23 protein-coding genes, 1 tRNA gene and 1 pseudogene are annotated in these 24,926 nt (G+C 65.7%); 7 read left to right on the top strand and 18 right to left on the bottom strand.

The window, feature by feature from the left end; genetic code table 11:
- Positions 1-9: 9 nt before the first annotated feature.
- Complete coding sequence (locus CX676_RS01125; RefSeq protein ID WP_101750981.1) at positions 10-309, top strand: hypothetical protein; 300 nt, start codon at positions 10-12, stop codon at positions 307-309.
- Here CX676_RS01125 and CX676_RS01120 read toward each other — a convergent pair.
- Both CX676_RS01120 and CX676_RS01115 read right to left on the bottom strand, forming a co-directional pair.
- Complete coding sequence (locus tag CX676_RS01120; RefSeq protein WP_101750980.1) at positions 306-1,079, bottom strand: alpha/beta fold hydrolase; 774 nt, start codon at positions 1,077-1,079, stop codon at positions 306-308. The genes CX676_RS01125 and CX676_RS01120 overlap by 4 nt on opposite strands.
- A complete protein-coding gene (locus CX676_RS01115) occupies positions 1,073-1,882 on the bottom strand; it encodes an alpha/beta fold hydrolase (protein WP_101750979.1) in 810 nt (269 codons plus the stop codon). Before CX676_RS01115 ends, CX676_RS01120 begins: the two co-directional genes overlap by 7 nt.
- An 88-nt stretch (positions 1,883-1,970) precedes the next feature.
- Here CX676_RS01115 and CX676_RS01110 point away from each other — a divergent pair, with 88 nt between their 5' ends.
- Entirely contained in the window at positions 1,971-2,366 is a 396-nt protein-coding gene (locus tag CX676_RS01110) for a hypothetical protein (RefSeq protein WP_101754051.1), read from the top strand.
- Here CX676_RS01110 and CX676_RS01105 read toward each other — a convergent pair.
- The 3 genes from CX676_RS01105 to glyA all read right to left on the bottom strand — a co-directional run bounded on the left by CX676_RS01105 (position 2,257) and on the right by glyA (position 5,902).
- Entirely contained in the window at positions 2,257-3,183 is a 927-nt protein-coding gene (locus tag CX676_RS01105; protein WP_232816548.1) for a DUF817 domain-containing protein, read from the bottom strand. The two genes, CX676_RS01110 and CX676_RS01105, sit on opposite strands and share 110 nt — an antisense overlap.
- 4 nt (positions 3,184-3,187) lie before the next feature.
- Complete coding sequence (locus CX676_RS01100) at positions 3,188-4,450, bottom strand: Nramp family divalent metal transporter (RefSeq protein ID WP_101750978.1); 1,263 nt, start codon at positions 4,448-4,450, stop codon at positions 3,188-3,190.
- Positions 4,451-4,612: 162 nt separating this feature from the next.
- Positions 4,613-5,902, bottom strand: a complete 1,290-nt coding sequence (gene glyA / locus CX676_RS01095) for a serine hydroxymethyltransferase (protein ID WP_101750977.1) — start codon at positions 5,900-5,902, stop codon at positions 4,613-4,615.
- Between the two features lie 170 nt (positions 5,903-6,072).
- Here glyA and CX676_RS01090 point away from each other — a divergent pair, with 170 nt between their 5' ends.
- Entirely contained in the window at positions 6,073-6,828 is a 756-nt protein-coding gene (locus CX676_RS01090) for an NAD kinase (RefSeq protein WP_101750976.1), read from the top strand.
- A 25-nt stretch (positions 6,829-6,853) separates the two neighbouring features.
- Here CX676_RS01090 and ccmE read toward each other — a convergent pair whose 3' ends face one another.
- From ccmE to CX676_RS01075, 3 genes are all read right to left on the bottom strand, one after another.
- Positions 6,854-7,303, bottom strand: a complete 450-nt coding sequence (gene ccmE / locus CX676_RS01085; protein ID WP_101754049.1) for a cytochrome c maturation protein CcmE — start codon at positions 7,301-7,303, stop codon at positions 6,854-6,856.
- A gap of 18 nt (positions 7,304-7,321) precedes the next feature.
- Positions 7,322-8,134: a glutamate racemase gene (gene murI, locus CX676_RS01080; RefSeq protein ID WP_101750975.1), complete on the bottom strand. Its 813-nt coding sequence runs from the start codon at positions 8,132-8,134 to the stop codon at positions 7,322-7,324.
- A gap of 76 nt (positions 8,135-8,210) precedes the next feature.
- A complete protein-coding gene (locus CX676_RS01075) occupies positions 8,211-11,612 on the bottom strand; it encodes an indolepyruvate ferredoxin oxidoreductase family protein (RefSeq protein ID WP_101750974.1) in 3,402 nt (1,133 codons plus the stop codon).
- A 162-nt stretch (positions 11,613-11,774) separates the two neighbouring features.
- On the opposite strand from CX676_RS01075, the gene CX676_RS01070 reads away from it, so the two are divergent.
- Entirely contained in the window at positions 11,775-12,680 is a 906-nt protein-coding gene (locus CX676_RS01070) for a LysR family transcriptional regulator (protein ID WP_101750973.1), read from the top strand.
- A 367-nt stretch (positions 12,681-13,047) separates the two neighbouring features.
- Here CX676_RS01070 and CX676_RS01065 read toward each other — a convergent pair whose 3' ends face one another.
- The 4 genes from CX676_RS01065 to araD are packed head-to-tail and all read right to left on the bottom strand — an operon-like array spanning position 13,048 to position 17,556.
- Positions 13,048-14,019, bottom strand: coding sequence for an aldose epimerase family protein (locus CX676_RS01065; RefSeq protein ID WP_101750972.1), 972 nt, complete (start codon positions 14,017-14,019; stop codon positions 13,048-13,050).
- A 6-nt stretch (positions 14,020-14,025) separates the two neighbouring features.
- A complete protein-coding gene (locus CX676_RS01060; protein WP_101750971.1) occupies positions 14,026-14,889 on the bottom strand; it encodes an SMP-30/gluconolactonase/LRE family protein in 864 nt (287 codons plus the stop codon).
- Positions 14,886-15,830 carry a Gfo/Idh/MocA family protein gene (locus CX676_RS01055; RefSeq protein ID WP_101750970.1) on the bottom strand — a complete coding sequence of 315 codons (945 nt, stop codon included), beginning with the start codon at positions 15,828-15,830 and terminating at the stop codon, positions 14,886-14,888. Before CX676_RS01055 ends, CX676_RS01060 begins: the two co-directional genes overlap by 4 nt.
- On the bottom strand, positions 15,817-17,556 hold the full coding sequence (gene araD / locus CX676_RS01050) for an L-arabinonate dehydratase (RefSeq protein ID WP_101750969.1): 1,740 nt from the start codon (positions 17,554-17,556) through the stop codon (positions 15,817-15,819). The genes CX676_RS01055 and araD overlap by 14 nt, the downstream gene beginning before the upstream one ends.
- A gap of 163 nt (positions 17,557-17,719) precedes the next feature.
- Between araD and CX676_RS01045 the strand changes: the two genes are divergently transcribed.
- From CX676_RS01045 to CX676_RS01035, 3 genes and pseudogenes are all read left to right on the top strand, one after another.
- Positions 17,720-18,694, top strand: coding sequence for a LysR family transcriptional regulator (locus CX676_RS01045; RefSeq protein ID WP_198590252.1), 975 nt, complete (start codon positions 17,720-17,722; stop codon positions 18,692-18,694).
- 67 nt (positions 18,695-18,761) lie between these two features.
- Positions 18,762-18,851 (top strand) — tRNA-Ser (locus CX676_RS01040).
- Positions 18,852-19,249: 398 nt separating this feature from the next.
- Positions 19,250-19,600, top strand: a pseudogene (locus tag CX676_RS01035) (DUF3883 domain-containing protein); the annotation flags it as partial.
- Here CX676_RS01035 and CX676_RS23305 read toward each other — a convergent pair.
- The 6 genes from CX676_RS23305 to CX676_RS01000 form a co-directional block, all read right to left on the bottom strand.
- Positions 19,590-19,916: a tetratricopeptide repeat protein gene (locus CX676_RS23305; protein WP_408634492.1), complete on the bottom strand. Its 327-nt coding sequence runs from the start codon at positions 19,914-19,916 to the stop codon at positions 19,590-19,592. The pseudogene CX676_RS01035 and the gene CX676_RS23305 sit on opposite strands and share 11 nt — an antisense overlap.
- Positions 19,917-20,238: 322 nt before the next feature.
- On the bottom strand, positions 20,239-20,628 hold the full coding sequence (locus tag CX676_RS01025) for a hypothetical protein (RefSeq protein ID WP_101750966.1): 390 nt from the start codon (positions 20,626-20,628) through the stop codon (positions 20,239-20,241).
- The gene (locus CX676_RS01020; protein ID WP_101750965.1) at positions 20,625-21,950 is read right to left on the bottom strand and encodes a recombinase family protein; all 1,326 of its coding nucleotides are present in this window, start codon (positions 21,948-21,950) and stop codon (positions 20,625-20,627) included. Before CX676_RS01020 ends, CX676_RS01025 begins: the two co-directional genes overlap by 4 nt.
- A complete protein-coding gene (locus tag CX676_RS01015; protein WP_101750964.1) occupies positions 21,950-22,405 on the bottom strand; it encodes a DUF2924 domain-containing protein in 456 nt (151 codons plus the stop codon). Before CX676_RS01015 ends, CX676_RS01020 begins: the two co-directional genes overlap by 1 nt.
- A gap of 196 nt (positions 22,406-22,601) precedes the next feature.
- Positions 22,602-24,284: a DEAD/DEAH box helicase gene (locus tag CX676_RS01005; protein WP_101750962.1), complete on the bottom strand. Its 1,683-nt coding sequence runs from the start codon at positions 24,282-24,284 to the stop codon at positions 22,602-22,604.
- A gap of 11 nt (positions 24,285-24,295) precedes the next feature.
- Positions 24,296-24,925 (bottom strand): hypothetical protein, encoded by a 630-nt coding sequence (locus CX676_RS01000; protein ID WP_157935816.1) that lies wholly within the window; start codon positions 24,923-24,925, stop codon positions 24,296-24,298.
- Position 24,926 lies beyond the last annotated feature (1 nt).

Below are 24,926 nucleotides of genomic sequence, written 5' to 3'. Positions count from 1 at the left end.
GGTCGGGTCATGCGCTTTGCCCTCCTCAGCCTTCTCCTGCTCGCCGGTTGCGACACCGCCCATCCGACGATGATGGGATCGGTGAAGCGCGAGGTGGTTGTGCAGGGCCTCCGCTTCGTCACCTTCCAAAAGGGCGATGAGGTCGAGGTACTGCGCATGGGCTATCTGACGCGCAGCGAACGCGCGGGCGTGCAGGCCCTGATGGCCGAGGCCGCGGCGGCAAGCACAGGCTGCCGGGTCATCCCCGACAGCATCCGCACCCGCATCCCCGGCGACAGTGGCGAGGCGATGTTCGATCTCGACTGCTAGTCGCGGGCGAGGAACCCGGCCACGACCTCGGCGGTCTCTTCGGGCTTGTCGGCATGAAGCCAATGCCCGGCCCCCTCGATGCGCCGGATCTGCGCCTGCGGGAAGAGGCGCAGGATCTCGGCCTCGCCGGCCGCATCGACATAATCCGAGTCGGCGCCGGCGATGAACAGGGCCGGCCCGGTAAAGCGCCCGGCCGTGACCGCATCCGAAGGCCAGCCGACCAGCCGGTCCATCTCGTCCCGCAGCACCTTGAGGTTCAGCGTCCAGCGCGCGGGCTGGGATTTCAGGTCCAGCGATTGCAGGAAGAAGGCGCGCAGGCTGGGGGCGTGCAGGATCTCGGCCAGCCGCTTGTCGGCTTCCGAGCGGCGGTCGAGCCCGGTCAGGTCCAGCGCCTCCATCTGGTCGATATAGACCGACTGGCTGTGCGGATAGGCGACCGGCGCGATGTCCATCACCGCCAGCCGCTCGACCATCTCGGGCCGTGTCAGCGCCAGCATCATCGAGGCCTTGCCGCCCATGGAATGCCCGACCACGTCCATCCGCCCGCCATGGGCCTCGATCACCTTGGCCAGGTCCTCGGCCAGCGCCGGATAGCCGTGATCCTCGTCATGGAAGCTGTCGCCATGATTGCGCATGTCGACACTGACGACGCTGCGCCCCTGTGCCAGCCGGCGGGCGATGCCGCCCAGATTTCGTCCCTGGCCGAAAAGCCCGTGAACCAGCAGGACCGGCGTGCCCGGCCCCTCGCCCGTGATGATGGTGTTCAGCATGTCGCCCCCGTCCTTGTCCCGATCCCTGCCGGCAATCCTGCCAGAAACTCCGCCACCGCCGCCACCGTGCCGGCCTCGTCGCTGCGATGGGGGAAATGCCCCTCGCCGGCCATGAGCCGCAGCACTACCGGACCGCCCGACCGTTCCGCAAGCCGCCGGGGGTGGGCGATGCTGCCATACTCGTCCGCCTCGCCATGGATCGCCAGCACCGGGCAGCGGACCCGCGCCAAGGCGGCGTCGAGGGTCCAGTCGGCAAAGGCGGGAGAAAGCCAGGTCTCGGTCCAGGCGTCGAGCACCCAAGGCGCCTTCTCGCCATGCCAGCGCGCCAGCCGCTCCATCTGACCCGACGCGGCGAAGCCGGCCTTGGCCTCGCGGATGCCCTGCAGGGTCAGCGGCTCGGCGAAGGTCTGGGCCGAGATCGTGACCAGCGCCCTGCAACGATCCGGGTAGGCGGCGGCGATGCCGATCCCCATGCCGCCGCCGACACTGTGGCCGAGGATGGCGAAACGGTCGATACCCAGCGCCGCGATCACCCGGGCGAAATTGCCCCGCGCCTCGCCGGTGACGAAGCCGGGGCGGTCCAGTTCCCCGGGATGCTGGCCCGAGCGGCCGAAGCCGAGACGGTCATAGGCCAGCACCCGCCGCCCGGTCGCCCGTGCCAAGGCCTCGGGAAAGCCGCGCCACAGGTCGACGGAACCGAGGGAATCATGCATCAGGATCAGCGGCACCGATCCATCGCCCGCCCAATCCCTCAGGAACAGCCGCCCGCGCGGCGTCTCGATCCAGTGCTCGGTGATGCTCATGCGCGCCCTCCTGCCGATGCGAACCGATCATGTTTTCCCGCCCGCTTCAAGCTGGCGCCGGTCCGGCGCAGCCCCTATGCTGCCGCCCATGACACAGGCACAGACCCCCGAAGACATTCGCAACATGGCCGACGAGGTTGCCCGGCTGATGGCCGAGCGCTTTGGCGGGGCGCGGCGGGGCGAGTTTCCCGGCCTTGCCGAGATGATCCGCCGTCGCGGCGCCGCCCTGCCCCGGCGGCTCAGGGTGTCGGCGAAAACGCTGGCCGAGGCCGATCAGCGGCTGGCCCAGCCCCGCATCGCCCGGCAGATGGACCTGCGCGCGCCCTCGCGCGCCCATCACTTGCTGACCTCGCATCTGCGCCCCCTTGGCAGCGTCAGCCGCTGGCAGAACCGGGTGGTGAATTTCGCGGCATCGCTGGCGCTGGGTCTGCTGGTTCTGGGAGCCGTAGTGATCTGGGTGATGGTGCGGCGCGGTCAGCTATGACCCCCGGCGCGGCCAGCGTCACGGTGACGAAGCTGACATAGAGCAGCAGGTACCACGATCCGATCTTGGCAAGGCTGACCATCTGCGCCTCGTGCTGGCCGGCATAGAGCCAGGTGCCTGTGCGGGTGCCCACGTTCTCGGCGATCCACAGGAACAGGCTCGACAGGAAGGCCGCGACGACCAGCGGCATCCGGTACCAGCCGGCCGGGCGAAAGCTGACCCAGGTGCGGCCATAGATCGCCACGGTGGCGGCAAACAGCATCCAGCGGATGTCCCACAGGTAGTGGTGGGCGAAGAAGTTCACATAGATCGCCACGGCCAGCAGCAGCGTCAGCCAGAAGGGCGGATAGGGGGTAAAGCGCATCTCGAAAATGCGGATCGCCCGGGCCATGAACGAGCCGACGCTGGCATACATGAAGCCCGAGAACAGCGGCACGCCCTCCAGCCGGAACAGCGCGGCCTCGGGATAGGTCCAGCTTCCGGCCCAGGTCTTGAACAGCTCCATCGCGGTGCCGGTCAGGTGGAACAGCAGGATCACCCGCGCCTCGGACCAGCTTTCCAGCCGGAAGATCAGGAACAATACCTGCACCGTCACCGCGAAGAGGAAGAGTGCATCATAACGCTGGATCGGCCAGTCGGGCTGCCAGACGGCCTTGCTCAGCAGAATGGCGATCAGCAAGAGCCCGCCAAAGAGCGCGGCCCAGCCCATCTTCAGCGTGAACATGACCAGATCAACGACGGGGCGCGGCAGCCGCGCCCGCGCCCAATCGCCAAGCCGTCGCTCGAGCCGGCGGGTGTCGTTCTGCGGCAGGGTCACGGGATCACAGCACCTTCACGATGGCTCCGCGCAATTGATCCAGCGCCAGGGCGGCAAAGGCAAGCGTGCAAAGGACCAGCAGGATATTGGTCAGCAGCTTGTTGCGCCATTCGCGCGGCACCCGGTCGGTGTTCAGGATCCACAGCAGCGTCACCGACATGAAGGGCATGAACAGCGCGCCCAGGACGCCATAGGCGAGGATCAGGTAGACCGGCTGGCCGACGAACAGCATCACCATCGGCGGGATGGTCAACCAGAAGATGTAGAACTTGTAGTAGCGCCCGCCGGCCAGACGGTCCGGGTCCTCGTGAGGCTTGCCCTGCACATGGCCGAGGAAATCGGCGAACATCAGGCTGACGCCGTTCCAGACGCCCACCAGCGAGGACATCGAGGCGGCCCAGAAGCCGACGAGGAACAGCTTGCTCATCCATGTGCCGTAGCGCTCGCCCAGCACGCCCGCCAGATCGACCATGCCCTGATCGCCCGCGCCGATGACGATGCCGGCGGAATAGAGCAGTTCCGCGCCGACGATCAGCGTGGCCACCACGAAGATGCCGGTGACCAGATAGGCGATGCCATTGTCCAGACGCATCACCCGCATGAAGCGCGGCGTGGTCCAGCCCTTCTCGCGCAGCCAATAGCCATAGGCGGCCAGCGTGATCGTGCCGCCGACGCCGCCGGCGACGCTGAGCACGTTGATCAGCGCGCCCTCGGGGATGATCGGGACGAGGCCGGTCAGGATCTCGCCCAGATTGGGCAGGGTCAGGGCGGCGGCCAGCACCATGGTCACGAACATCAGGCAGACCAGCGCCGTCAACACCTTCTCGAAGCGGTCATAGCGGCCCGACCAGACGAGCAGCATCCCCAGAAGCCCCGAGACGATGCCCCAGACGGCCACGCTGAGCGCGGGAAAGAGCGAGTAGAGTGCGAGCCCGGTGCCCGCCATGGCGGCGGCGCCATAGACGAAGCCCCAGATCACGATATAGGGGCCGAAATACCAATGTTTCCAGCGGCCAAGGCTGCTCCAGCCCTCGAAGATGGTATTGCCGGTGGCCAGCGTATAGCGGCCCGCGCCCTCCACCAGCACCACCTTCATGATGCAGCCGGCGATGATCGCCCACAGCAGCGCATAGCCGTATTTGCTGCCCGCGACGGTGGTGGCGATCAGGTCGGCCGCGCCGACCCCGGTTGCGGCGACGACGATGCCCGGGCCGACAAGGCTCCATTTCGGCTCGCCGGTGGATTGGTTCACGTCCCTGACGGTCATGCGACTCGCTCCTCTGCTCGATATGCTCATATCGCCTGAGTTGTGCAGGGAATGCAAAGAGGATGGGATCCATGAGCCTTGGCCCGTGCGACCAGCACGGGCCAAGGCTCATGAAAAAGCCCGCCGCATTCTCATGCGGCGGGCCTCAAACTCACCCGAAGATCACATCCCCTGATAGAGCGGGAAGCGCTGGCACAGCGCCTCGACCTCGGCGCGAACCTTGGCCTCGACCTCGGCATTGCCCTCGTCGCCGTTCTGCGCCAACCCGTCGACGACCTCGACGATCCAGCGGGCGATCTGGCGGAATTCCTCTTCCTTGAAGCCGCGGGTGGTGCCGGCGGGCGTGCCAAGGCGGATGCCCGAGGTGACGAAGGGCTTTTCCGGGTCGAACGGCACGCCGTTCTTGTTGCAGGTGATATGGGCGCGGCCAAGCGCGGCCTCGGTCGCCTTGCCGGTCACGCCTTTCGGCCGCAGGTCGGCCAGCATCAGGTGGTTGTCGGTGCCGCCCGAGACGATGTCGATGCCGCCCTTCATCAGCTCATCGGCCATGGCGCGGGCATTCTTGACGATCTGGGCGGCGTAATCCTTGAAATCCGGACGCAGCGCCTCGCCGAAGGCCACGGCCTTGGCGGCGATCACATGCATCAGCGGGCCGCCCTGCAGGCCGGGGAACACCGCCGAGTTGATCTTCTTGGCGATGTCGGGGTCATTGGTCAGCACCATGCCACCGCGCGGACCGCGCAGGCTTTTATGGGTGGTGGTGGTGACGACATGGGCATGGGGCAGCGGCGAGGGATGCTGGCCACCCGCGACCAGGCCGGCGATATGGGCCATGTCGACCATCAGGTAGGCGCCAACCTCGTCGGCGATCTTGCGGAAGGCGGCCCAGTCCCAGACCCGGCTATAGGCGGTGCCGCCGGCGACGATCAGCTTGGGCTTGTGGGTGCGGGCGGATTCGGCAATCGCCTCCATGTCCAGCAGCTGGTCCTGCTGGCGCACGCCATAGCTGACCACGTTGAACCATTTGCCCGACATGTTCACCGGCGAGCCGTGGGTCAGGTGACCGCCCGAATTCAGGTCCAGCCCCATGAAGGTATCGCCCGGCTGCAAGAGCGCGAGGAACACCGCCTGGTTCATCTGGCTGCCCGAGTTCGGCTGGACGTTGGCGAAGCCGCAATCGAACAGCTGCTTGGCCCGGTCGATGGCCAGGTCCTCGACGATGTCGACATACTGGCAGCCGCCGTAGTAGCGCTTGCCCGGATAGCCCTCGGCATATTTGTTGGTCAGCACCGAGCCCTGCGCCTGCAGCACGGCCTTGGAGACGATGTTTTCCGAGGCGATCAGCTCGATCTCGTCGCGCTGGCGGCCCAGCTCCTGACCGATGGCCTTGGCAATGGCGGGATCGCTGTCGGCGAGTTCGGCGGTGAAGAAGGCATGGGTCTGGGTGTTCATCGGCTGTCTCCGGCTGGACTGCTGCGCTCGGCTTCCCTTTAGCCGAGGCAGGCGTCGGCATAAACAGCGAATTCGACGCACAAGGGTGCGAAAGCGGCGGGGCAGCGATCGGGGCTTGCCTTCCGGGAGCGCAGGCGGAAATCTGGCGGCGGTTGGCAAGGAAAGGCGCCATGGCACCCAGATTGATGTTCGTGGCAAGCGAGACCCCGGTGGCGCAGGAATCTCTCGACCGCCTGACCGCGCGCTATGGCCAGACCCGCCAGTCCGAGGCCGACGTGATCGTGGCGCTTGGCGGCGACGGGCTGATGCTGACCACCCTGCACAAGAATACCGGCCTGCCGGTCTATGGGATGAATCGCGGCACCATCGGCTTCCTGATGAACGACTATGCCGAGGATGACCTGCCCGACCGCATCGCCGAATCCGAGGAGGCGGTGACGAACCCGCTCTCGATGCTGGCCGGCGCGGGCGACGGGCACGAACACCGGGCGCTGGCGATCAACGAGGTCAGCCTGCTGCGAGCCGGTCCGCAGGCGGCCAAGCTGAGGATCAGCGTCGATGGCCGGGTGCGCATGGAGGAGCTGGTCTGCGATGGCGCGCTGCTCTGCACGCCCGCCGGGTCGACCGCCTATAACTATTCCGCCCATGGCCCGATCCTGCCGATGGGCTCGGACGTGCTGGCCCTGACCGCCATCGCCGCCTTCCGCCCGCGCCGCTGGCGGGGCGCGATCCTGCCGAAATCGGGCGTGGTGCGCTTCGATGTGCTCGAGCCGGAAAAGCGGCCGGTCATGGCCGATGCCGACAGCCGCGGCGTCGACCGGGTGCTGTGGGTCGAGATCCGTTCGGAGCCGGCCATTGCCCACCGCATCCTCTTCGATCCCGGTCACGGGCTCGAGGAACGGCTGACACGCGAGCAGTTCGTCTAGGGTCGCGGGATCAGGGGTCGCGGGATCAGGAATTCGGATCCTGGTAGACGCCGGTTTCCTTCAGAGTGTCCATGACTTCCTTGGGCATGTAGGTCTCGTCATGCTTGGCCAAGAGGTCATCGGCCTGAAACCGGCCCTCGCGGAAATAGCCCTTGGCGATGGTGCCTTGCCCCTCGGTGAAGAGATCCGGCGCCGGGTCGCGGCCGACATAGCTGACCGGCACCTCGGCCACGCCATCGGTGATGACGAAATCGAAGGCCACCCCCTCGGTCGCGGTGATCGAGCCTTCCTTCACCAGCCCGCCCAGCTGGAAATACTCGTCCGGGTCCGGCGTGGTCTCGGCCAGCTGGCTCGGCGAGCGATAGAGGTTGATGCCGTCACGGAAGCCATAGCCGATCAGCACCACCGCCACCACCAGCGCCAGGCCGGCGGCGATCAGGATCTGGATGCGGCGCTTTTTCTTCAGAGATTTCATGCCGGACATGGGAATACCTCAGGCGGATTCAAAGCGGATCGGGTTGCGCAGGAACTGCGTCGCCTTACCCGAGACGCGCACCGGGTCGCCGGTGGTCAGGAACTTGGACACGCTGCCGCTGCCCAGCATCTCGGGCCGGCGGGTCAGGTAATCGGCGAGGCTGTCGGCGACCAGACCGGCCTGCGAATAGACCTTCACATGATCCCCCAGCGCACGCTGGAACGCATCCTGCATCAGAGGGTAATGGGTGCAGCCAAGGATCGCGGCCTCGGGATGCGGCATCCGGCGCAGCAACGCCTCGACATGGCTGGTGACCAGCGCCTCGGCGAGAATCTCGTCCCCCTGCTCGATCGCATCGACGACCCCGCCGCAGGGCTGGGCCTCGACATCCACGCCAACGGCGCGGAAGGCCAATTCGCGCTGGAAGGCGCGGCTGGCGACCGTGGCGGGAGTGGCGAACAGCGCCACATGCTTGACCGAGACCTCGCGCGGGGGCGAGTTGTCGCCCCATTGCCGCTCGGTCAGCGCCTCGATCATCGGGACGAAGACGCCAAGGACGCGCTTGTCCTTCGGCAGCCACTTCTCCTGTATCCGGCGCAGCGCGGCGGCGCTGGCGGTGTTGCAGGCGAGGATGACCAGATCGACGCCTTCCTCCCACAGCCGCTCGACCCCGGCGGTGGTCAGGTCAAAGATGTCATCGGGCGTGCGGGTGCCATAGGGCGTGTGGGCATTGTCCCCATAATAGACCAGCGGCAGATCGGGCAAGCGGGCGGCAATGGCCTTGTGGACCGTCAGACCGCCCAGACCGCTATCGAATACGCCTACCGCCATGCCACCACTCCCTTGCCGTGCCGGGTTGTTTTAGGCCCGGCAGCGGCATTTGGAAATGGGGCCTTTGGTGCAACCGCTACTCGGCGGCTTCACGCATCGGTGCGCCGCCCGACCGGAACTGCGCCAGTAGCTCGGCCTGACGCGCCGCCGCCTCGTGCTCGGCCTTCTCCTTCACCGGGCCATAGCCGCGGATCGACAGCGGCAGTTCGGCCAGTTCGATGGCGATCGGCATGGTCGCGGGCGTCACCTTGGCGATGACCTCGGCCATGACCTTGGCATAGTCCTTGATCGCCGCGCGTTCGCGCCGACGCTCGGGGAAATAGCCGAACGGGTCCAAGGGCGTGCCGCGCAGCCCCTTGAGGCTTGCCAGCACCTTGAAAGCCGGCAGCACCCAGGCGCCGAATTCGCGCTTTTGCGGGCGGCCATCGGCATCCTTGCCGGGAAGCATCGGCGGGGCGAGGTGGAAGCTCAGCTTCACATCGCCATCCCATTGCGCCGCGACCTGGCTGGCGGTGGTCAAATGCAGGCGGGCAACCTCGTATTCGTCCTTGTAGGCCAGAAGCTTGTAATAGCCGCGCGCGACGGGTTCGCGCAGCCCCTCGGGCGCGCTGTCCACGAACTTGCGGAATTTCTTGGCCAGACCCTTGCCCTGATACTCGACCAGACGCCCCTCGCGATAGGCGATCGGGTCCTCGGCATGGGCCGGTTCATCCTCGGGCAGCTTCGCCATCTCGCGCGCCTGCTCGGGGAAGGCCACGGCCCAACGGCCGATCTCGAAGGCGCGCTGGTTCTCGGCGACCTTGGCGCCGTTCAGGCGGATCGCCTCGAGGATGGCCTCTTCCGACAGCGGCAGCAGACCGGCCTGCCACGACCCGCCCAGCACCAGCATGTTCGAATAGATCGAGTCACCCAGCAGACGCAGCGCCAGATTGTTGGCGTCGAAGAAGGCGACCTTCTCTTTCAGCCGTGCCTCGAGCGACAGGCGCAGACGGTCGGACGGCACCTGGAAGTCGCGGAAGCGGGTGAAATCGCCGGTGATGATCTCGTGGTCATTGACCACCGCGCCGGTGCGGCCCGAGGTCATCAAGCCGATGGTCTTGGCCCCGGCCGTCACCACCATGTCGCCGCCGATGATGCAATCGGCCTCGCCGGTGGCAACGCGGATGGCGCTGATGTCTTCGGGCTTGTTGGCCAGACGCAGGTGGATGTGAACCGCCCCGCCCTTCTGGGCCAGGCCCGCCATCTCCATCATGCCGGCACCCTTGCCGTCGATATGGGCGGCCTGAGCCAGCACCGCACCGATGGTGACGACGCCGGTGCCGCCGACGCCGGTGATGACGACGTTATGGGTACCGGTGATTGTGGGCAGCACGGGCGCAGGCAGCGCCGGAATGTCGAAGGCGGTGGCTTCGGGCTTCTTCAGCTTGCCGCCCTTGACCGAGACGAAGCTGGGGCAGAAGCCTTTGACGCAGCTGTAATCCTTGTTGCAGGACGACTGGTCGATCTTGCGCTTGCGGCCCAGTTCGGTGTCCTCGGGGACGATCGAGACGCAGTTCGACTGCACGCCGCAATCGCCGCAGCCCTCGCAGACCTCGGGGTTGATCCAGATGCGGCGGTCGGGATCGGGGAACTGGCCCTTCTTCCGGCGGCGGCGCTTTTCGGCGGCGCAGGTCTGGATATAGAGGATGGCGCTGACGCCTTGGGCGGTTTCCAGCTCGCGCTGGACGGCCATCATCTGCGCGCGCTCCTCGAAGCGCAGACCGGCCGGGAATTGCTTGCGGTCGACGTCTTCCTTCTCGTCATAGACGACGATCAGCGGATCGACACCCATGGCGGTCAGTTCGCGCGCGATCTGCGGCGCGGTCAGCCCGCCTTCGTTCGGCTGGCCACCGGTCATTGCCACGGCATCGTTGAACAGCACCTTGTAGGTGATGTTGGTCTTGGCCGCCAAGGCCGCACGGATGGCAAGGCTGCCGGAATGGTTATAGGTGCCGTCGCCGAGGTTCTGGAACACGTGGCCGCGCTTGGAAAACGGCGCCTCGCCGATCCAGTTCACGCCTTCGCCGCCCATATGGGTGAAGCCGTTCGTCTCGCGGCCCATCCACTGCACCATGTAGTGACAGCCGATCCCGGCATAGGCGCGGCTGCCCTCGGGCAGGCGGGTCGAGGTGTTGTGCGGGCAGCCCGAGCAGAACCACGGCGTGCGGGTGGCGATCTCGGGGGCATTGTCGTTGCGGCGCACTTCGGTCAGCCGGTCCATGCCGGACTTGATGCCCTCGGTGCCGCGGCCTTCCTCGATCAGGATGCCGCCGATCTTCTGGGCGATCATCACCGGGTCCAGCGCATAGCGGGTCGGGAAGATTTCCTCGTGGCTGCGGTCATGCTTCCAGCCGATGACGCGGCGGCCGTGGCGATTGTCGAAGATCGCCTCTTTCAGCTGCACCTCGATCAGCTTGCGCTTTTCCTCGACGCAGACGATCAGGTCCAGATCCTCGGACCATTCCTGCATCGACTTCATGTCGAGCGGCCAGGTCTGGCCGACCTTGTAGGTGGTGATCCCCAGACGATCCGCCTCGGCCTCGTCGATACCCAGCAGCGACAGGGCATGGACCAAGTCCAGCCAGTTCTTGCCGGCGGCGACGAAACCGATCTTGGCACCGGGCTTGCCCCAAACGGGCCGGTCGATGCGGTTGGCGCGGCTGAAGGCCTCGGCCGCCCACCGCTTGTAATCGATCATCCGCGCTTCCTGCGCCACCGGGGTATCCCCCAGACGGATGTTCAGCCCGCCCTCGGGCAGGTGGAAATCGGGGGTGACGAATTTCAGCCGGAACGGGTCGCCATCGACGACAGCGGTCGCCTCGACCGTGTCCTTCATGGTCTTGAGCCCGGTCCAGACCCCGGCAAATCGCGACAGCGCAAAACCATAGAGACCGTAATCCAGAATTTCCTGCACGCCTGCCGGCGACAGCACAGGGATATAGGCGTCGATCATCGCCCAGTCCGACTGATGCAGCACGGTCGAGCTTTCGCCGGTATGGTCGTCGCCCATCGCCATGACCACGCCGCCATGGGGCGAGGAGCCGGCCATATTGGCGTGGCGCATCACGTCGCCGGTGCGGTCGACGCCCGGCCCCTTGCCATACCACAGCGCGTAAACACCGTCATAGCTTCCCTCGCCGCGCAGCTCGGCCTGCTGGCTGCCCCAGATGGCGGTGGCGGCCAGATCCTCGTTCAGCCCCGGCTGGAAGGTCACGTTGGACGCAGCCAGACGCTTGCCCTCTTTCATCATCTGCAGGTCGACGCCGCCCAACGGGCTGCCGCGATAGCCGGTCACCAGGCCGGCGGTGTTCAGCCCGGCGGCTTCATCGCGGGCGTGCTGCATCAGCATCAGCCGCACCAGCGCCTGCGTGCCGTTCAGCAGAACGTGACGTTTATCCAGATCGAACCGGTCGGACAGAGAGAACTCTTGCTTGCTCATCTGGCAGTCTCCTCAACAGCTTGATGAATTCTGCGTCATTATAGGTCAGAATTGCTGACCGATGAAGGAAAAACTTCACAACTCTCTTCTATTAAGAGTATGAGTGCGCAGCTTTGGGCAATGCAAAACTTGTGGGGCCGCTGACGCAGGATTGTGATCGTTATGGACTGGGACAAGCTTAGAATATTTCACGCGGTCGCGGATGCCGGCAGCCTGACCCATGCCGGCGACGTGCTGCACCTGTCGCAATCGGCGGTCAGCCGGCAGATCAGGGCGCTGGAGGATTCGCTTGGCGTGACCCTGTTCCACCGCCACGCGCGGGGGCTGATTCTCACCGAGCAGGGCGAATTGCTGTTCGAGGCCACCTCGTCCATGGCGAGGAAGCTCGACGCCGCCGCCGCGCGCATCCGCGACAGCGAGGAAGATGTCTTCGGCGAGCTGAAGGTGACGACGCCGGTGGGCTTTGGCACGCTGTGGCTGGTGCCGCGCCTGCCCAAGCTCTACGAGAAATACCCCGATCTGAAGATCGAACTGCTGCTGGAAGAACGGGTCCTGGACCTGCCCATGCGCGAGGCCGACGTGGCCATCCGCATGAAAGAGCCCAGCCAGTCCGACCTGATCCGCCGCCGGCTGCTGAACATCCGGATGCGGCTTTACGCGTCCGAGAAATACCTAGCCGAGAACGGCACCCCGCCCAGCATCGAGGACCTGGGCAGCCACCGGCTGATCTGCCAGAGCCCCAGCACCCCGCAGGTCAGCGCCGGCGCGGTTTTGACCCAGATGCTGCTGGCCCAGAAACTCGGCTCGACGCTGATGGTGAACAACTATTTCGGCGTCTTGCAGGGCGTGCTGGCCGACCTGGGGATCGGCGTGCTGCCCGATTACCTGGTCGCCGATTTCGAGGGCATGGTGCGGGTCCTGCCCGAGATCGAGTCCGGCGATGTCCCGGTCTTCCTCGCCTTCCCCGAAGAGTTGCGGCAATCGCGGCGGGTCATGGCCTTCCGCGATTTCGTGCTGGAGGAAATCCAGTCCTATCGCAAATGGCAGACCGAATCAGGCACTGTCTAAGCCGGGTCGAACCTTCAAAACGGCAGGAAGCGGGCAACAAAAATTAATTTTCGCAGATCGGCGGCGGTTGGCTGGCCAAGACTTTCGTCGCTGAAACGACGCAAAATCTTAACGAATCTACAACTTTCGCGTGTAGCTATTCAGCAACTGCATGGCCGGTATGCTGCATCTGCAGCATTAAGAACTTGCAGAATAGGCAAGCTGCACATAAATCTGTCTTCGAAGGCAGGACGCGGCTTTGCTGCTCGCCTTCAACCTCCCTGTTGGACTTAGGCCGGGCTTCGTGCCCGGCTTTTTTTTATTTCGGCACTGGTAACGGCTGCGTGACGCGATGGCAACCGGATTGCCGCGACTTTGTCGGGCTTGGTTAACCGGGCCGCGAGATCACGAAACGCGTCACCTGACGATAGGTCTCGCCCGGCGCTAACCCGGCATCCGGGAAACCCGGATGGTTCGGCGCGTCCGGCCAGAGCTGCGGTTCCAGCGCGATACCGCGATGGCCAAGATGGGTGCCGTCATAAATCTGCAATCCTGGCTCGGTCGAGCAGATGGTCAGCGCATGGCTCGCGCCCGGCGCGGTCAGATGCGCCACCGCGCGGCAGGGCTGTCGGCTGGTGGCAAGGCACAGGTTGTGGTCCAGCAGCCCGCGCGCCATCTGCGCACCCAGTCGCGTCGGCTGGCGGAAATCGAAGCGCGTGTGCTGAACCGGCTCGACCGCGCCGGTCGGGATCAGGTCGGCATCGACGGGCGTGTAGGCCTCGGCCGGGATCGTCAGCAGATGATCAGCGATGCTGTCGCCCCCGGTCAGGTTGAAATAGCCGTGCTGGGCAAAGTTGCAGAGCGTGGGCGCATCGGTAACCGCCTCGATCACGATCTCCAGCACCGGGCCGGGCAGGATGCGATAGGTCACACGGACATCCAGACCGCCGGGAAAGCCCATATGGCCGTCGGGCAGATGGTCGGTCAGGGCGACGCTGTCCTCGCCCGCCTCTGCGATCCGCCAGTTCCGCCCGCCGGTCCCGTCATCCCCGCCATGCAGCAGGTGCTGCCCGCGCCAGTTGCGATCAAGCAGGCGCACCTCGCCACCGATCACCGCCCGCGCCCCGCCGATGCGGTTGGCATAGCGCCCGACGATCGCGCCGAAATGCCGGCCCCGGTCGAGATAGTCCTGGTAGGTCTCGAAGCCCAGCACCAGCGAGCGCCCACCGTCTGGTTCGAGGCGCATCAGGCTGGCGCCATGGGTCATGACCTCGATGGTCGGCCCATGGGCGCTGATCCGGGCGGCCTCGACGGTCGAGCCGTCACGATGGGTGCCGAAGTTTCTGACGACGGGCGGCATCCGGGCTCAGTCCAGCCGGACCTGGTATTCCGCCTGCCCGCGGACACCCAGACCGTCCACCACGTAGGTCTGCCCGTCGGCCTCGCCCTCCAGCCCCTCGCCGGCGGTGGTGACCATCATCCGGTCCAGGTCCGCACCGATGAAGGCTGGGCAGGTGGTCTTGCTGGCGGGCAGTTCCACCACGCGACGCAGCGCGCCATCGGGGCCATAGCAGGCGACCCGGCTGGCGCCGAATTGCGCGTTCCAGATATTGCCCTCGGCATCCACCACCGCGCCATCCGGGCGCAGCTTCTCGGCCCGCAGATCGACGCAAAGCTCCGCCGCGCCCTCGGGCCAGCCCTCGCCGTCAAGCCGCTGGCGCAGGATCGTCGCGGTATCGGTATCGGCGTAATAGGCGGTGCGGCCATCGGGGGCGAAGCAGATGGCGTTCGACACCCCGATCTCGCCGTAAAGCTTGCGGATCTCGCCCCGGTAGAAGCGATAGATCGAACCGCGCTGACCGCGTGGCTTCTGGATCGACATGGTGCCGATCCAGAACCCGCCCATCGGATCGGCCCGCCCGTCATTCGAGCGGGTCAGCTCGTTATCGGCCTCGAGCGCCCAGCTTTGCCCCGCGCTGCCATCGGCGACGTTGAACACCGTCAGCGCCGTCTGCGAGGCGACCAGCATCCGGTCGCGGTCGATCCAGCCCGCCGCCGTCACATATTCATCGAACTGCCATTCCTTCGGCGCCCCGCCCTCGATGGTCATCAGCCGCCGGCCAATGATGTCGAACCAGAAGGGCTGCTGGCGCTGGGGGTGCCACATCGGCCCCTCGCCCAACTCGCAGCGGCGGGGATCGAAGACGGAAACGGCGGGTTCATCGGTCATGTTTTCTGCTCGTCATGAAATTCATCGGTGCGGCGGTGCCGGGCCAACATGAAGGCATCGGCGACCAATGTCATCGGGGAAAGGTCCACGTCCGAGCGGCGATCAGCGATCAGCCCGGCAAACTGGTCATAGATGCGGGCATATTCCGACTCGAGCGCCGCCCCGTCCGACAGAAGCCGTCCATCCGCCACAGTCCGCGCGCCACCGCCCGAAAGCTCGATCCGTCCGGCATCGGTGTCGAACCACATCGACCAGACCTGCTCGCCGGTCTCGCGGAAATCGAAATCGACATCGATCACCGCATCCTCGCCCGTCAGCAGCGACAGCCGCGCGGCAATCGGCGTCTCGCAATTGGCCGGCGTCTCGAACTCGGCGCGGGTGACCCGGACAGGGTCCGGCAGGATATGGGTCAGGATCGAGGTGGCGTTGATGCCGGGATCAAACACCCCCATGCCGCCCGGTTGCCAGATCCAGGCCTGCCCCGGATGCCAGCGTTTCACATCCTCGCGCCAGATCACCTTGCCACCGGTCACGCGCCGCGCCGCCAGCCAGTCGCGTGCCGGGTCGACGCCATTGGCATGGCGCGAATGCCAGGTGGCATAGAGGACGCAGCCCTGACGCTCGGCCAGCGCCCGCAGAGCCTCGACCTCGGCCAGTGTCACCCCCGGCGGCTTCTCCAGCAGCACATCGCGCCCGGCCTTCAGCGACTCGACCGCCAGCGGATAACGCACCTGCGGCGGCACGCAAAGCGCCACGGCTGCAACGCCGGGATGGGCCGCGAACATCGCCTCCATATCCTCATAGGCCGGCACATCTGGCAGCGACTGCCCGAGGCTCACGGTCGCGGCCAACCGGAAATCGCGGCAGGCGCGGATGGCGGGCACATGCTGATCCGTGGCGATCTTGCCCAGCCCGATGATGGCGATGTCAGTGGCTGTCACGTCCGACCTCCCTGCCCCGGCAGCCGATCAGGAAATCCAGATCGGCGCCGGTATCGGCGCCCTGCACATGGTGATGGAACATCTGCGCATAGCCGCCCTTCGGAGCGTCAGGCGCGCGCCAATCGGCCAGCCGCGCGGCGATCTCGTCCTCGCTGAGTTCCACGTGGATGCGCCGGGCCTCCACGTCAATCTCGATCATGTCGCCGGTCCGCACGATGGCCAGCGGCCCGCCCCGCGCCGCTTCGGGCGAGGTGTGCAGGATGACGGTGCCATAGGCGGTGCCGGACATGCGGGCATCGGAAATCCGCACCATATCGGTGATCCCTTTTCGCAGAACCTTGGGCGGCAGGCCCATATTGCCGACCTCGGCCATGCCCGGATAGCCGCGCGGGCCGCAATTCTTCAGCACCATGACAGAGTTCTCGTCGATCTCCAGCGCCTCATCCTCGATGCGCGCCTTGTAATCGTCAATATCCTCGAAGACGACCGCCGGGCCGCGATGGCGCATCAGGTGGGGGCTCGCCGCCGAGGGCTTCAGCACCGCACCATCCGGGGCCAGGTTGCCGCGCAGCACCGCGATCCCGCCCGAGGCGGTCAGCGCCCGGTCGGTCGGCAGGATCACATCGTCATTCCAGTTGGTGACATCCTTCACCTCGTCCCAGATGCTGCCGCCACTGACCGTCAGCGCGTCCTTGTTCAGCAGTCCCGCCTCGCCCAAGCGCCGCAGCACCACCGGCAAGCCGCCAGCATAGAAGAATTCCTCCATCAGGTATTTGCCCGAGGGCATCAGGTTCACGATGGTCGGCACGTCGCGGCCAAGCCGGTCCCAGTCCGCCAGCGTCAGATCGACGCCAACCCTGCCCGCCATGGCCAAGAGGTGAACCACCGCATTGGTCGAACCACCAATGGCGCCATTGGTGCGGATGGCATTTTCGAACGCGGCGCGGGTCATGATGTCAGAGGGCTTCAGGTCATCCTTGACCATCTGCACGATCCGCCGCCCCGACAGCTGCGCCATCACCCGCCGGCGACTGTCGACCGCCGGGATCGCCGCATTGCCCGATAGCGCCATCCCCAGCGCCTCGGCCATCGAGGCCATGGTCGAGGCCGTTCCCATGGTGTTGCAGGTTCCCGAGGACCGGCTCATCGCCTGTTCGGCATCGAGGAATTCCTGCTGCGTCATCTCGCCGGCCTTCACCGCCTCCGAGAATTTCCACAGATGCGTGCCCGAACCCACCCGCTCGCCCCGGAACCAGCCGTTCAGCATCGGCCCGCCGGTGACTACGATCGAGGGAATATCGGTCGAGGCCGCCCCCATCAGCAGGCTGGGCGTGGTCTTGTCGCAGCCGACCAGCAGCACCGCCCCGTCGATGGGCTGGCCGCGCATCGTCTCCTCGACCGCCATGGCGGCCAGGTTGCGGAACATCATCGCGGTCGGGCGGAAGGTATTTTCCGAGGCCGAGAAGACCGGCACCTCGACCGGAAAGCCGCCAGCCTCCCAGACCCCCGCCTTCACCTTCTCGGCCAGCTCGCGCAGATGGCCATTGCAGGGCGTCAGGTCGGCCCAGGTATTGAGGATTCCGATGACCGGGCGGCCGTCGAACAGGTCATGCGGATAGCCCTGATTCTTCAGCCAGCCCCGGTGATAGATGGTGTCGCGCGAATTGCCGCCATACCAATGCTGCGAGCGCAGCTTGCGGGGCCAGGCGGCGGGGGTGAAGCTCATCTCGGGCGGCCTCCGATGGGTGTTCAGATGGTGCGACCGGGGCCAGACCCCGACCACGCCCCCCAAGCTATAGGCGGCGGTTACATGCCCGAAAAATGATGATATTGATCGGTGATATACCATTGCGCTGACAACCCAGCGCGCCCAGCAGCGGATGCCGCCAATGCCGATCCCGCAAACCGACCGAGACCAGCTGGCCCGGCGCGGGCTGAAACTGACGCAACTGCGGCTGCTCGCCGCACTCGCCGAGACCGGGCAGGTCGGCAGCGCCGCGGCGCAGGTGGCGATCACCCAGCCCGCCGCCTCGCGCCTCCTTGCCGACCTGGAACGCATTGTCGGAACGCCGCTCTACACCCGGCACGCCCGCGGCGTGCTTCTGACCACGGCGGGCGAGGCGCTGGCGCGTCAGGCCGAGCGGATGCTGCGTCAGCTGGATGTGACCAATGCCGAGATCGCGCAGATGGATCGCGGCGTGCGTGGACGGGTGTCGATCGGCTCGGTCACCGGCCCGGCCCTCGACCTGGTCCTGCCGGTACTGCGCCAGACCCGGCTGCTGCACCCCGAGATCGAACTGGCGATCCTGGTCGAGACGAGCGACGTGCTGGCCGAGAAGCTGATCGCGGGCGAGCTGGATTTCTATCTCGGTCGCCATGTCGGTAATGTCGATGGCCGCGCCCTGTCGCTCGACCCGGTCGCGCCCGAACCGCTGACCCTGATCGCGCGGCGCGACCACCCGCTGACCCGAATGACCGACCCGCAACTGACGGATTGTCTCGATTACGACTGGGTGCTTCAACCCCCGGGCGGGCTGATGCGCCGCACCTTCGAGCTGTACCTTCTCGAGCAGGGCTATCCGCTGCCGCAGCGCGTGGTCGATACCTCGTCGATGATGATGACACTCGCCATCGTCGGCGAAACCGACTCCATCGCCCCTTTCGCCCGTTCTGCCGCGAATTTCTTCGGTGCCGAGCAGCGCCTCGGCAGTTCCATCACGAGCCTGCCGATCCGGCTGGACGTGCTGGTCTCGACCTATTCCGTCGTCACCCGCCGCCACGACCCGCTGCCGCCCGCCTCGGCCCGCGTTCATGCCATCCTGCAGGACCGGATCACGCAATCCCGCGCCGAGAGCAACGCCTGACAGGTTTTCGCCCCGCACGCGGTTTCCCCCCTTGCCCCTGCCCTCCCGGATCACTAAACGGGTCGGCGGAGATGTGGCCGAGTGGTCGAAGGCGCTCCCCTGCTAAGGGAGTAGACGGGGAACCGTCTCGAGGGTTCGAATCCCTTCGTCTCCGCCACATTCAGATACTGAATCCGTCCAAGGGCCCCGATTGGGGCCTTTTTTCTTTTTGTTTCAAAGGGCGTTGGCAGGGCCATCCGCCCTTCGGAGACTGGGCGCTTGCCGAAGAATGGGTCTCCGAATGGCCTGCGTCTCTCTTCGAGCGCCCCTCGATGGCGGCGGGACGGCGTGAAACATCCTCGCATTTCCAATGGGTTGCCGCGTTCATGGGGTCGTCCCGTTCGCGAGATAATCCGGTGACGGAGACTGACACGAAGGCGCAGGGCGGTCAGAAGGACGGCTCCGTGGCGGCCGATCACGAGCTCAGCGCGGCAGCGAGTACGGTCGGCGAAACCAGCGAAAATCCTGCCGGAAGTCTCTGATGACAAACACACATCGTGCCCATAGCCTGGCGCAATGTCGAATGGTCCCTGGACGGATGAAGAGAACGACCTGATCGTCGCGGATTACTTCGCGATGCTGGCCGACGACATCTCCGCGCGCCGCTACAGCAAGGCCGAGCACCGCCGCGCGCTGCTGCCGCTGCTCAACGACCGGTCCGAGGGGGCCGTCGAGTTCAAGCACCAGAACATCATCGCGGTGCTGAAGGGGCTCGGCGAGGACTGGATCCCCGGCTACAAGCCCGCGTTCAATTTCCAGATGACCTTGGTGGATGCCGTGGCGCGATGGCTGGCGCTGAACCCCGCCTGGCTCGGGCGCCAACCGGGGCTGAAACCCGCCGCTGGCATTTACCAAATCAATCGCATTCCCGATAGCTGCTGTCCAAACATGCTCTTGAGCGCAGAAGGGCGTCGGCCACTTCATCTGCTGTCATGCTGTTTGCAATGATGTCGCGGACCTGCTCAGCGCTATGCGCGGCGATTGCACTGCTCTGGTTCGGGTTTACACTTGATATATGCAACCACATGTATGCTTTCACTATATCTCTTTGTAGCCCTTCGCCTCCTTCGTACATCGAACCGAGAGCATACTGCGCACTGGGGTGACCTTGCAAAGCAGCCAGTCGAAACCAGTGCACTGCTTGTACGTGGTCCTGCGTTACGCCCTGACCGATTGCATACATGAAGCCAACGTCATTCTGGGCCTCAGCATTCCCGGCAAGCGCGAGCGGCAACCACTCTCTCAGAGCGTCAGCATAACGGCCTTGGCTATGTGCCTCTCTCCCAGTGTAATAGTCCTGTGCGTATAATTTAAAAGGAATTAAAAAGCATATAATAACACAAGTAATGATGTTAAAGTTTATTTTCGCGTGCTTATTCATAAAATTTAGCTCACTTGATAGGAGTTAGTTTTTTGGCTCGAACGCAAACCCCTACAGGCACAGCATAAAGCACGGATACCGCGGACCAATGTGTAATTGTTTGGACACGGCACGTCAAAGTGATTTAGCCATCATCGAACACCCGCCCCGGCTGTTCATGCCATGGCAGGGCCGCGACATCGGTCAGTTTCAACAAGGTCACGGCGGGCACCTCACGCCTGTAGACCAAGCGCTTGAGAACCCCCGGCGCGAGATAGGCGAGCCGCAGCTGTCGGCTGACATGGCGTTCGGCCAGCCCCACGGCTTTCGCCAGATCGGTGACCGTGTTGAATTCGCCAGCCTCCATGCGTCGCCGCCAGCCCCACGCCCGGCCGATTGCGCGCAGGATATGCGGATCCTGCGTCCGGTCTTCGCTGGGCAGATAGGTGGCGGGCGGCATGATCTTCGGCCGCCCGTTCTGCTTTCGGACCTTGAGCGGCACGAAAATCTGGATGGACTCGTCGGGTTTCATCATTCAGCCGCGACCTTCTTTCGTGGGGCCATCATGTCGCGCATGACGCCCGAGACGCCGTCGGTCCTCACATCGATGACCAGCCCCTCGGACGTCACGGTGACCCGGCGCACCAGCAACTGCACGATCCGGGTCTGCTCTGCAGGGAACAGCTGGCCCCAGACATATTCGAACGTTTGCAGCGCGGAGATCACGTCGGCCTCGGCGAAGGCGTGACCCTCGCGCGCCAAGTGGGCAATGACCTGTGCCGTGATCGACGGCGCGCGCATCACCCGCCGCAACTCGGTCACCACGGCCGCTTCCACGAGGTCGGCGGACAGGCGGCGCGGGATGCCCTGATCGCTGGGTTCGCGATTCTTGATGACGTCCATCGAGACGTAATACCGGTATCGCCGCGCGCCCTTCTTGGTGCTGCTCGGGGTCATGGCGGCGCCCGTGGCCGTGAAGATCAGCCCCTTGAGCAGCGCGGGCGCCTGCGCGCGGGTGTTGTTGGCGCGTTTTCGCGGGCTTTCCCGAAAGATCGCGTGGACCTGATCCCACAGCTGCACGTCGATGATGGCCTGATGCTCACCGGGATAGGCATTGCCCTTGTGGACCACTTCGCCGCGGTAGACGCGATTCATCATCATCCTGTAGAGATGGCCCTTGTCGACCAAGGTGCCCTGCTTGTTGCGAAACCCTTTGCGGCGCAGCTCGCGGGCCAGCAAGGTCGCTGAACCGACCTCGACAAACCTCTCGAAGATGCCCCGCACGGTGGCGGCCTCTTCTGCGTTCACCACCAGTTTGCGGTCCTTCACATCGTACCCGAGCGGGACATAGCCGCCCATCCACATGCCCTTCATGCGGGAGGCGCGGACCTTGTCCCGGATGCGCTCGGCCGTGACCTCGCGCTCGAACTGCGCGAAGCTGAGCAGGATATTCAGCGTCAGGCGCCCCATGGACGTGGTGGTGTTGAAGGACTGCGTGACCGACACGAAGGTCACGCCGTTGCGGTCGAAGACCTCGACCAGCTTTGAGAAGTCCATGAGGGATCGCGACAGGCGGTCGATCTTGTAGACCACGACGACATCGATCAGGCCGTCTTCGATGTCGGCCAAAAGCTGCTTGAGACCGGGCCGTTCCAGCGTCCCGCCCGAGATGCCGCCGTCGTCGTACTGATCGCGGACCAGCACCCAGCCCTCGGAGCGCTGGCTGGCGATGTAGGCCTCGCAGGCCTCTCGTTGGGCGTGCAGGCTGTTGAATTCCTGCTCCAGCCCTTCCTCGGAGGATTTGCGCGTGTAGATGGCGCAGCGCTGGCGGCGGATGGGATTTGCGCGTTGATCCATCAATCATTCCCCCGCTTTCGTTCGCGCAACCCGAAAAAGCGGTAGCCATTCCAACGCGTCCCGGTGATCGCGCGCGCGATCGCGGACAAGGATTTGTACGGTCGCCCCTGCCACTCGAACCCATCCCGCAAGACGGTGATCGTGTGCTCGACCCCGTTCCATTCGCGGATCAACCTCGTGCCGACCACGGGATTGCGAGGATCGGCGATCTGGCTCTTGCGTGTCAGGGTGCCGCTGACCTCGTCGGCCAGCAGGTCCAGCATGCGCCGGGTTTCGCGATCAGGACCGCCATACGTCAGTTCCTGGATGCGGTAGGCCAACCGGCTCTCGAGGAACGCTCGGCTGTTGTTCGGCGCCGCTGTCGCAAAGATCGTCTGCCACTCTGATTTCAACTGGGTTACGGACATGGCTTTCAGCGCGGCAAGGCGCGCGGGGATGGGGTCGGGCTTCGTCATGCGTTTCTCCGGTGAGTTGGAGCTGCATGACGGCATTGGTCGCCCGGATAGTGTAGGCAACTTTCTCCGGTATCGTCAGATACTTCGCAGCTATCCTGCATCCGCAGCCGAACCAGGCCGAGCGCCAGCGGGCCGCACAGCTCCGCGCGGCGCTCGGTGGCAGACATCTGGTCGGGCGGGAGCGGATTGGGGCGTTTCATGCGGCCGACCGCTCCGCCCGGCCGAGAACGACGCTGGTGATCGCCCCACGGTTCCAGCGGAAGTTCAGATGGCAGTTGGCGGCGTATTTCGACAGGCTGAAGTCCAGCCCATTGGCCTCGTGCCCCGCGCGCTGCAGCAGGTCCATCTGTTTCATCGTCGCCGGGTCGTTCAGCCAGCGGCGGCTCTTGATCGAGGCGGAGCCGGTCTCGGTGGCGCGCAGGAAATCGTCAGCGGCGGCGAGCGCCTGCACCCGGGTGCCGATGGCGAGCGGTCGGATCGCCCTGCCTTTCGGTTGTCCGAGGGCATGCCAGAGCGTGCCGTCGTGGAACACGCCGGCCCAGCCATTGAACCCGCTCGCCATCATCGCCTGGCCGTCGCCATGCAGGTCGCACCAGGCGAACGGCGACCGTTCCAGCAGGTCGATCTCCATCATGTCGAAGGCGGTGAGCAGCCGGGCCTCGCCACGCTCGCGCGTGAAGACATGACCGCAGAAATCGCAGATCGAGGCGCCGAGCGGCAGTTCCGCCTCGCAGGTCGGGCAGAGTTTCCACGGCGCCTGTCCGGGCTCGGGATCGTCCTCGTCGAGATTGATCTCCTGCTCGAGCGACCCGTGCCGGAGCGCCGCGCCCGCGAAATCCAGCACGATGCAGTCGGTCTTCACGACACCAGGGAAACGTGCGGGATCGACACGGCGCAGACCGCGCCCCACCGCCTGGATGAAGGTGCCCTTGTGCAGCATCGGGCGCAGGATGCCGATGCAGCCAACCGGCTGGCTGTCGAAGCCCTCGGTCAGGACCATGCAGTTCGTCAGCACCTGCACCCCGCCCCGGTCGAACCGGGCGATGAGGTCGGCGCGCACCCGCGAGGGCATGTCGCCCGAGATCGTCTCGGCCGTGACGCCCGCGGCGCGGAAGGCCTCTGCCACCGCATCGGCATGGTCGACCGTCGCGCAGAAGAAGATGCTGCGCCGGTCCGCCGCCTTCGCCTGCCAGTGCTCGACGACCGCTTCGTTCAGCACCGAGCGGTTCAGCACCTTGTCTGCCGCGCGCATGTCGACATCGCCGGCGGTGGCGCCGAGCTCCGCCAGTTCGTCCTCGACGCCGAGATCGATGGTATAGGTGCGCGGCGGCACCAGGAGACCGCGCCCGATCAGCGTGCCGATCTTCAGGTGATAGCCGACATTGCTGAAGGTGCGCCGAAGGCTGCGGCCGTCGCCGCGGCCCGGCGTGGCCGAAAGTCCGAGCAGCTTGATCTCCGGATTGAGGGCCCGCGACGCATCGATGATGGACTGATAGCTTTGCGCGGCGGAGCGGTGGCATTCGTCGATGACGAGATGCGAGACCGGCGCCATGCGTTCGCGCCGGGTGGCGCGGGCAAGCGTCTGGACGCTGCCGAAGACGATGCGGCCGCCCCAATCGTCCTGTTCGGCCTTGACCACCGAGGTGGCCATTCCGGTCACGGCCCCGATGGAGGTCCGGTTCTGATCGATCAACTCGTCCGTGTGCTGCAGAACCAGGACGCGGTCGTGTCTGCGGTTCTCCAGTTCCTCGCCGATGTAGAAACCGGCGATGGCCGTCTTTCCCGCCCCGGTCGGCAGCACCAGCATGGTGTTGCCATGTGCGGCGGTGCGGTCGCGGGCGGCATCGACCGCCGCCCTCTGATAGTCGCGCGGAATCATGACCGTCCCCCTCAGCGTGCCCAGAAGGGCGCGGAGCCGGAGGACGGCGCGCCCGACTGACCCATGCCGTTGTCCGCAAGCTGCGGGCCCGAGGCGGTGAACTGACCCTGCTGCGGTGGCTGGGGTACGCTGCCCATCACCCGAGCATATTCGGCATGGTCGGCGCCGATGGCCGCCTTGATGACGTTGCGGCCGCTGTCCTCGGGCTTGTCCTTGTCGCGTTCGATACCGATGCGGGCCACGAACTCGAGCCCGCTCAGCTCGCCGAGGCTGCGGATCATACGCGCCGCACGGGCAGCGTTCGACTGGTCGTCGGCGCGCACGCCCCGGGCGGATTCCAGGATGCCGCGGATCATCGCGCGGCCGCGATTGCCGTAAGTGTCGTCGCCCGGGCCGCCCGCGGCCTTCCCGCGAAACCCGATGCGGGTGTAAATGCGCCGCCGCGCGAACGGCCCTTCCATCACCACCGCTTCGGTGTTGAGGTAGAGGGCCGGGCTGGTCTTGCTCTGGGTGAGCCAGCCCTCGGGACCAGCGCCACCGGGACGGATGGTCAGGCAAACCTTGGCCAGCGTGTTGGCCGGGATCAGGTCGAAGGCGGCGTCCTGCGTGTCCGCGCCGTTGAAATCCATGTCGCTCGCCATG

Origin of the sequence: Paracoccus zhejiangensis (assembly GCF_002847445.1) — a bacterium.
GTDB classification, from domain to species: domain Bacteria; phylum Pseudomonadota; class Alphaproteobacteria; order Rhodobacterales; family Rhodobacteraceae; genus Paracoccus; species Paracoccus zhejiangensis.
This window is presented reverse-complemented; position numbering and strand designations above follow the sequence as displayed.